The organism is Rubritalea sp., from assembly GCF_039830215.1.
Lineage (GTDB): Bacteria > Verrucomicrobiota > Verrucomicrobiia > Verrucomicrobiales > Akkermansiaceae > Rubritalea.
This window is the reverse complement of the sequence record NZ_JBDOPO010000116.1, coordinates 1-7,228: the sequence shown is the minus strand read 5'-3', so window position 1 is coordinate 7,228 and position 7,228 is coordinate 1. Positions and strand designations below refer to the sequence as shown.

The 7,228-nt window shown below is 47.7% G+C and carries 4 protein-coding genes; 3 read left to right on the top strand and 1 reads right to left on the bottom strand.

The window, feature by feature from the left end:
* Positions 1–330: 330 nt before the first annotated feature.
* Positions 331–2,250, top strand: coding sequence for a c-type cytochrome (locus ABGY95_RS03975; protein WP_347440411.1), 1,920 nt, complete (start codon positions 331–333; stop codon positions 2,248–2,250).
* A gap of 32 nt (positions 2,251–2,282) precedes the next feature.
* Positions 2,283–5,249 (top strand): family 16 glycoside hydrolase, encoded by a 2,967-nt coding sequence (locus tag ABGY95_RS03970; protein ID WP_347440410.1) that lies wholly within the window; start codon positions 2,283–2,285, stop codon positions 5,247–5,249.
* A 129-nt stretch (positions 5,250–5,378) separates the two neighbouring features.
* On the opposite strand, the gene ABGY95_RS03965 is transcribed toward ABGY95_RS03970, so the two are convergent.
* The gene (locus ABGY95_RS03965; protein WP_347440409.1) at positions 5,379–5,720 is read right to left on the bottom strand and encodes an IS30 family transposase; all 342 of its coding nucleotides are present in this window, start codon (positions 5,718–5,720) and stop codon (positions 5,379–5,381) included.
* Positions 5,721–6,551: 831 nt separating this feature from the next.
* Between ABGY95_RS03965 and ABGY95_RS03960 the strand changes: the two genes are divergently transcribed.
* Positions 6,552–7,228: transposase (locus tag ABGY95_RS03960; protein ID WP_347440408.1), on the top strand; the 677-nt coding region annotated here is incomplete at its 3' end.

The window sequence follows — 7,228 nt, the reverse complement described above, 5'->3', positions numbered from 1 at the left end:
TGCCCCCCCAATGGGGTTCACATACATACTGCCCACAGGGTTACAGTAAGATTTCTGAGCCATAGGGAACGTATATGTCCGTAGTCCTAGAATGTCTTAGATCAGCTATCATCTAAAAGAATGATAGACTATTTCACCGGGGGCTATACTTTCATGTCAATCGCTATTGTTGTGATCACGAGAATTAAAAATTAAAGCATTTACCTTATCAGTGAACGCACAGTTTTAATCTCAATTGCATCAAGATGCGGTGCTAATCTTAAACTATAACATATTATCAAACTGTTAGTGAAATATCTATTCATTGCCACTTTGTGTGGTGTGAGTTCTATGCCCACTCAGGCCGCTGGGGTGCAATTTAGTGTGAAAACTGCAGAGGGGGAAGATTCGCGCTTAAGTAAACGAATCTCCATAGCTGTCGAAGAAGGGGAGTCGCCAACGGCTTTCTTAGCACCAGGTCAATTTACCGCCACTTGGCATGGACAGCTCAATATAGATAAGCGCAGTCGCGTGTATTTCTCATTCGAAGGGGTTGGCTCAGCTGAGCTGTTCATCGATGGTGAGTCAGTGCTGAAAGAAGACTCCAAGCTAGGTAACAGCGAGTCTGAACGATTGCGGCTCAATTCAGGGTTGGTCCCAATCAAGGTCGTTTACAGCAGCCCTGAGAGCGGAGCTGGTCATTTCCGTCTTATGTGGCGTGGCCGCGAATTTGGCAAAGAGCCATTGCCAGCATCTTTACTACAACACGAAGCTGACGAGAAACTTTCACAAGCCACACTCGTGCGCCGAGGTCGGGCGCTTTTTGCAGAACTAAAATGCGCGCAATGCCACGATGGCGCGAAAGGAATGCCAGAAGTGAGTGAGATGGCACCATCATTGGCAGGTGTTGGAAGCAGGCTGGATGAGGCATGGATGACAGAGTGGATGAAAGCCCCTAAAAGTCTTCGTGCGCACGCCCGTATGCCGAAAGTTCTATCGGACGACGACGACGCGAAACACATCGCAGCTTACCTTAAAACTCTGACTGAAGCTCCTTCCAACGTAATAGCCGGAGACATAACCGCCGGAGCCAACAAATTCCACGACCTTGGATGTATTGCCTGCCATCGCTCTGAGGCCGACCAAGACATAGCGACATGGAACCAAGCTCCAATTGATCTTTTCAATGCAGCGCACAAATACTCTGACGGAGCTCTGGTTGCCTTCCTTAAGCATCCCGGTAAGAATCACGCCTCTACTCGCATGCCAGACTTCGGCTTGGATGACAAAGAAGCTGCAGATCTAGCAGCCTTCGTCAGAAGCTTAGCATCAAAGAAAGCCATACTCCCAGAAAAAGGGGATGCAGCAAAAGGCGAGATTCTCGTCGCGAGCAACCACTGTGCACAGTGCCATGATGGAGTGGAAAAATCTACTGCCAGCTACGTGCCGCTCGCACAGCTCTCCAACAAAGTAACTGCATCTAGCAGCTGCCTTGGCGATACAGGAAAAGGTGTTCGCTATGGGCTCAATGCCAATGACAAAGCTGCACTCACAGCTTTTCTAAAAGATCAACAGGCAGTGAAGTCTCTGGCCTATTTCAACAAAGCTGAGTACGCCAGCCGCCAGTTCGAAAACCTCAACTGTGCAGCATGTCACCAGATGGATGACGACCTCAGCGGTCTCACTAAGACCCATTCGCTTTCGGCTAAATATATAGGTGAAGTCGACGAAGCTCATGGCCATGGTGGAAATCCACCTGATCTTACCTTTATCGGAGAAAAGCTCCGTCCAGATTGGATGGCTCAGCTATTCTCTGGGACTCTGAAAACAAAAACGCGGCCTTGGCTCAAGCAGCGCATGCCCGCCTTCCCGTCACGCGCTAAGAATCTAGCAGAAGCTTTCCCCTCAGCTTATGGTGTGATTAATGAAATGAGCACGACTACTGCAGCTGAGGAGCCTGGTAAGACCCTCTTTGGTATGGTCGGTGGCTTTGGTTGCGCGGCCTGCCACGGGGCGGCAGAGGCAAAACCACTGGCAGTGTTCGAAGCAGCAGGGGTAAACCTCCAATTTTCCGGAGCGCGACTACGCGAAGACTACTACCATCGATGGATGCGTGACCCACGCCGCATTGACCCGGCTACGATCATGCCAAAGTATTTCGTAGAGGAAAATGTTACCACACTCAGTGAGCCGCTCGACGGTGACGGCCATAAGCAGATGGATGCCATCTGGAGATGGATGTTGGAGCTCAACAAACAATCTAATAAGTAATCAATTCATCACAAAAATTTAATAATATGACAATGAAAGTAACATCATCAATACTCAGCGCGGCACTCTTCGGAGCTACTTTTGCGGGAGCACCTATGGTCTTCGCTGATCAGCCAGTGCTTATCACTGAGGAAGAGCAGGTGATCGGTTGGAAGCCGCTCTTTGACGGCATGACTCTCAAGGGGATCAATAGCTGGAAGACGCGTAAGCCGCTCGAAGAAGGTGGATGGACTGCCAAAGACGGCGTGCTCTCTCTCGCCGCTAATAGTAGTGGTGGAGACATTTACTTTCCGGCTTCACTCGCAGAGAACTACGAACTCGAGTTAGAGTGGAACACCAAAGGTAACAGTGGTGTGTTCTTGCGTGTTGATTCAAATGCTAAAGGAGCAATTTGGAAAAATGCGTTAGAAATGCAGATCATGAACGACACGGATAAAGACCTTGGTAAAAACTCGGCAGGGGCTTTATATGATATTATCGCAATGCGTAAACGTTCGAAGGTGCTGAAAAAAGATGGCTGGAACAAAGTGAGGATAACCTGTCGCAATAACGAGTTCACCCACTATCTCAATGGCAAAAAACTCTACAGCTACACAGTTGGTGATGAAACGTGGTTTGATAAGCACCTGCCTAATAGTAAATTTAAAGACAATAAAGACTATGGGATGCTTCAGAAGGGCGTCATCGGCTTGCAGGATCACCGTGGAGAGGTATCGTTTCGTAATATTAAGTTTCGTGAATTGACAGGAGCTGATGCTCTGAACAGCACAGTGAAGCTACGCAAAGAAGTGTTCAGTAAACGCGGACCAGTGATTTCAAATGTCCTTGCAGGCGCTGATGATGCTTACGATGTGAACCGTGCCTATTTTGTTAATCTACTCGATGATACCACAAACGTAGGAGCTGTCTTTAATGCTGACACGTTTCAGTTAGCAGGGGCCTGGACGAATGGTGGTGGTGCAGGATTTCATGGCCTGCCCTACCAAAATGGTCACGGGGCAACGCCTTCATGGAATGAGAAGCAGGCTCTGTATGCTGCCAAAAACCTCCCAGGATGGGCGAATGCCGATGGCGAGTTTGGTGATCCCCGAGCTTCTGATGGGCATTTACCTAACCTTGGTGGGTTGCCCAGCGATTGGGCGCAATTCCACGGTTATTACATTTACGGTAAGCAAGTCGTCTTCTCCTATAGTGTGGGTGAAGTTAATGTGTTAGATAGTCCGATAGGGCTGATGGTAGGTGACGATAAAGTGGTTGTGCGTCAGCTAGATATCACGGGGTTAAATAAGGCAAAAACTCTTTATTTAGCTGATGGTGAAGCTAAAGTTTCTGGCTCCACAGCTAAGATTGGCAACACGACTTTGCTGGTGACTGGAGCGGCAAGCCTTGTAGCGAGGGACGGTGCACTCTATTTGAGTATCCCAGCAGATGCAGAAGAAAAGTCGATCAGCATTGCAGCGTGGGATGGTAAGTCTACAGCTGAGGCTGTTAGCAAATACGCGCAGGGCTTGAAGCCACTCGTGGGTTTAACCAAAGGTGGTCCAGCGCGCTTTAAGACCGACAAGCCGATCGTCACTAAAGGTGTCATGGGTAAGGGGAAGGGTGCTTACCTTACTGATAAGATTACCTTGCCCCATGAGAACCCATTCGGGCTCACCATGCGTGTCGGTGGATTTGATTTTTTTCCAGACGGTAATAGCCTAGCATTCTCCACTTGGGATGGTGAACTTTGGAAAGTGACTGGAACTAGTGGTAACTTGGAACAGTTAGAGTTCCAATTGCTAGCGACCGGCATGCACGAGACCCTAGGAGTAGCAGTGGTTGGTAATGACATTTACACGCTCGGAGCTGATCAAGTAACTCTCCACCAAGACCTGAATGGCGATGGCGAGACGGACTTCTACAAGACATTCAACAATTCTTGGCCCTTGAATAAAGGTTTCCATGCTTTCAGCTTTGATCTCACAGTTGATAAGGATGGGGATTTCTGGTTTGCTCAGGGTGCTCCAGTAAATGCTGGTGGTCGTGGCTTTGAGAGGCTCTCAACGGCAAATGGATCCATCTTCAAGTTAAGTAAAGATGGTAAGACGCTTGAGCAGTTTGCTTCTGGGTTCCGTGCTCCTAACGGGATTGGTGTAGGACCAAATGGGGAAGTCACAGCTGGCGACAATGAAGGTTCATTTATGCCCCGTTGCCCTATTCATTGGGTGAGCAAAGACTACTTTGGTGGTGTCGTCGACACCTATGCTCAAAAGGACAAGCTTAATACTTCGAGCTGGTCCGCCAAAGAAGAAAAACCGGATCCTACTGAAATGCCAAAGCCGCTTGTTTGGTTACCAAAATCTGTTGATAATTCCGGCGGTGATCAGGTGTGGGTGACTAGTGACAAGTGGGGGTTTCCTAAAGGCACCATGCTGCACTCTTCCTATGGTATGAGTTCACTCTATTCAGTCTTCCATGAGGAGGTGAATGGCCAAATTCAGGGTGGGGTGGTCAAAATTCCAACCCGTCTCACATCTTCTGCTATGCGCTCGCGTTTCAATCCCGCAGATGGGCAACTCTTCATTGGTGGTCTTCGCGGTTGGCAAACCAATGCTGCAGAGCTTGGTGGTATCGACCGTATTCGATACACTGGCTCAGCATTGCATACCGTAAGTAAAATTGAAGCAAAGCAAGGAGGTTTGTTGGTTCATTTTAACTTTGAGTTGGATGATGAATTAGCGGAGGATCCAGAGTCCTATGCCATAAAAGCGGCCAACATCAAGTGGAGCAGCGTCTACGGCTCTAAAGAATATCTCATCAACGATGCAGATAAACAAGGATGGAGCAAGCTAGCCGTCACTGAGGCAAAACTCAAGGCGGATGGTAAATCAGTCTTCTTAAGTATCGAAGGCCTCCAGCCAGTGCATGAATTGAAGTTAGAGATCGATGTGGAGACCAAAGACCTCGACGAAGCAATCTTTCCAGTTTGGATGACGATACATGAGCTTGGGGAGTAGCGAATAAGCAGTAGGTAGTAAACTCACCCCCCCCCCTCCAGACTTTGCAAAAACTGGCTGGGGGGGCTATTGCATTATTTACTTTTAGCGGAGCAGGGTGGAGCATCTATATTCGGTAAATTCAAAGTTCTAGAGATTTTTTTCTAACAGATTTAGACTGCGCTGTATTCTTTGGTTAAATTCTGACGGCGTCATGCTGTCCAATATTTTTCTTGGGCGTGTGTTGAGCTCTGATATAACGAACTTAAGATCTTTTTCTGTGATTGCTTCAAAGCTGCTGCCGTTCGGGTAGTATTGACGTACTATGCCGTTAAAGTTCTTAACTCCGCCTTTTTCCCAACTAGCACATGGTGCGCAAAAATAACTAGCGGCTTCGAGTTTCTTGCTTACCCTCTCATGTCCTGCAAATCCAAGGCCGTTATCATAGGTGGGCGTCTCCTCTCGATCATCCTTTAACTTCTTGATGGTCACCCACGCTGAGGTATCGCGGGCCTTTTTTTCTCTAGCTTGCTCAATAGTCCCGTTCGACTCTCTAGTTCAAAGAGTCTTAGGATAAACCTAGTCACTGGGATACCCGCAAGCAAATCCCCTTTCAGTCTCCAATACGAGCTCTAGCGTCAACGGTATTGTGGTGCTCCTCCAAGCTTCTATTCTGTATTTTGCTTCGACTGGTGCCGAATCGACATCGATTGCGACGCTTTGCATTGATGCGTAACTCCTTAAATAAGCTTCCACCCGTTGTCCGTTCCTCTGCTATGTAGTGTTAGATAGTCCCATGACTGATTGTTTGTCCTACTCGTTTGAAGGCTATGCTGATCTGCTCAGGGCTGAGTTTGCTTAAAATGCGCCTTACTACTTCAGCTCCGAGTTCCACGGTATCGCACGTGAACTAATTTGTTTTCTTTTGCCGTAAAAGAGATTGCTCGTGTGACTGCTTCATACGCTAGGCCAGCTTGCCTCTATTGCGCTTCAATTCTTTCCTGATTGACCCTTGGCTGGCTCTTATGGCTATAGCTATTTCAGCTTGGGTTTTCCTGCTTTATTCATGCGGTAGAATCGTAGATTCCTCCAAGCTCAGCCTCTCGAAGGTGGTGATATTCAGGTTCATTGCTTTGTTGTAAAAATAACTTTACGAATGATATACCGTCTACTTCTAACAATTATTCCCTAGCATATTGAATCCGCCGTGAGTTTTTTTGGTAGTGTAAAAAAACGTCTGTAAAAACTCAAAACGCCTCGCCCTCTTGCAAGAGGGGCCGCCCAGGTCAGTTACTGAAGGTGCAAACACAAAAGCACCGACCAATGGACGAACAAACACTTCCTAACTCATCAGACGATCTCATCAATATTCTTCTTACTAGTGGCCTCAGCGACGGCTTACCCACCATAGCTGAAAAACTTCTCAATGCAGCTATGCTGCTAGAGCGAGTAAAGCATTTAAATGCGCATCCCCATCAACGTGTTGCTGAACGTTCAGGGTATGCCAACGGCTTCAAGAAGCGTAATTCTAACAGCACGATGGGCAAACTTGAGCTTCAAGTGCCTCAAGTCAGAGACAGCTCAGAGCTATTCCACACAACTCTTTTTGAGAAAGGGTCTCGTAGCGACAGAGCGCTCAAAGCCGCAATAGCATCCATGTATATTCAAGGCGTCAGTACACGCAGGGTGACTAAAATTTTAGAATCCATGTGCGGAGGGCTTCAAGTAAGCTCAACTCAAGTATCTAATCTAACTGTCGAATTAGACACCGAGTTTACCCAATGGCGAGAACGAGAACTCCCTGAAATAGCTCACCTCATCGTTGATGCGACTTACTATAAAGTGCGTATCGACGGATGCGCTAGAGACTGTGCAACGCTTATTGCTGTAGGTGTGCGGAGAGAGGACGGCAAGCACATGGTCCTCGGAGTCTCATGTGCTTTATCCGAAGCGGAAGGTACTGGAGAGAGTTTTTTACCGATCTCAAAAAACGAGGAGTC

What these genes read in the sequence shown, in the direction of transcription:
- ABGY95_RS03975 (WP_347440411.1), top strand. Translation starts at nt 331, where the DNA reads ATGCCCACTCAGGCCGCTGGGGTGCAATTTAGTGTGAAAACTGCAGAG.
- ABGY95_RS03970 (WP_347440410.1), top strand. Translation starts at nt 2,283, where the DNA reads ATGAAAGTAACATCATCAATACTCAGCGCGGCACTCTTCGGAGCTACT.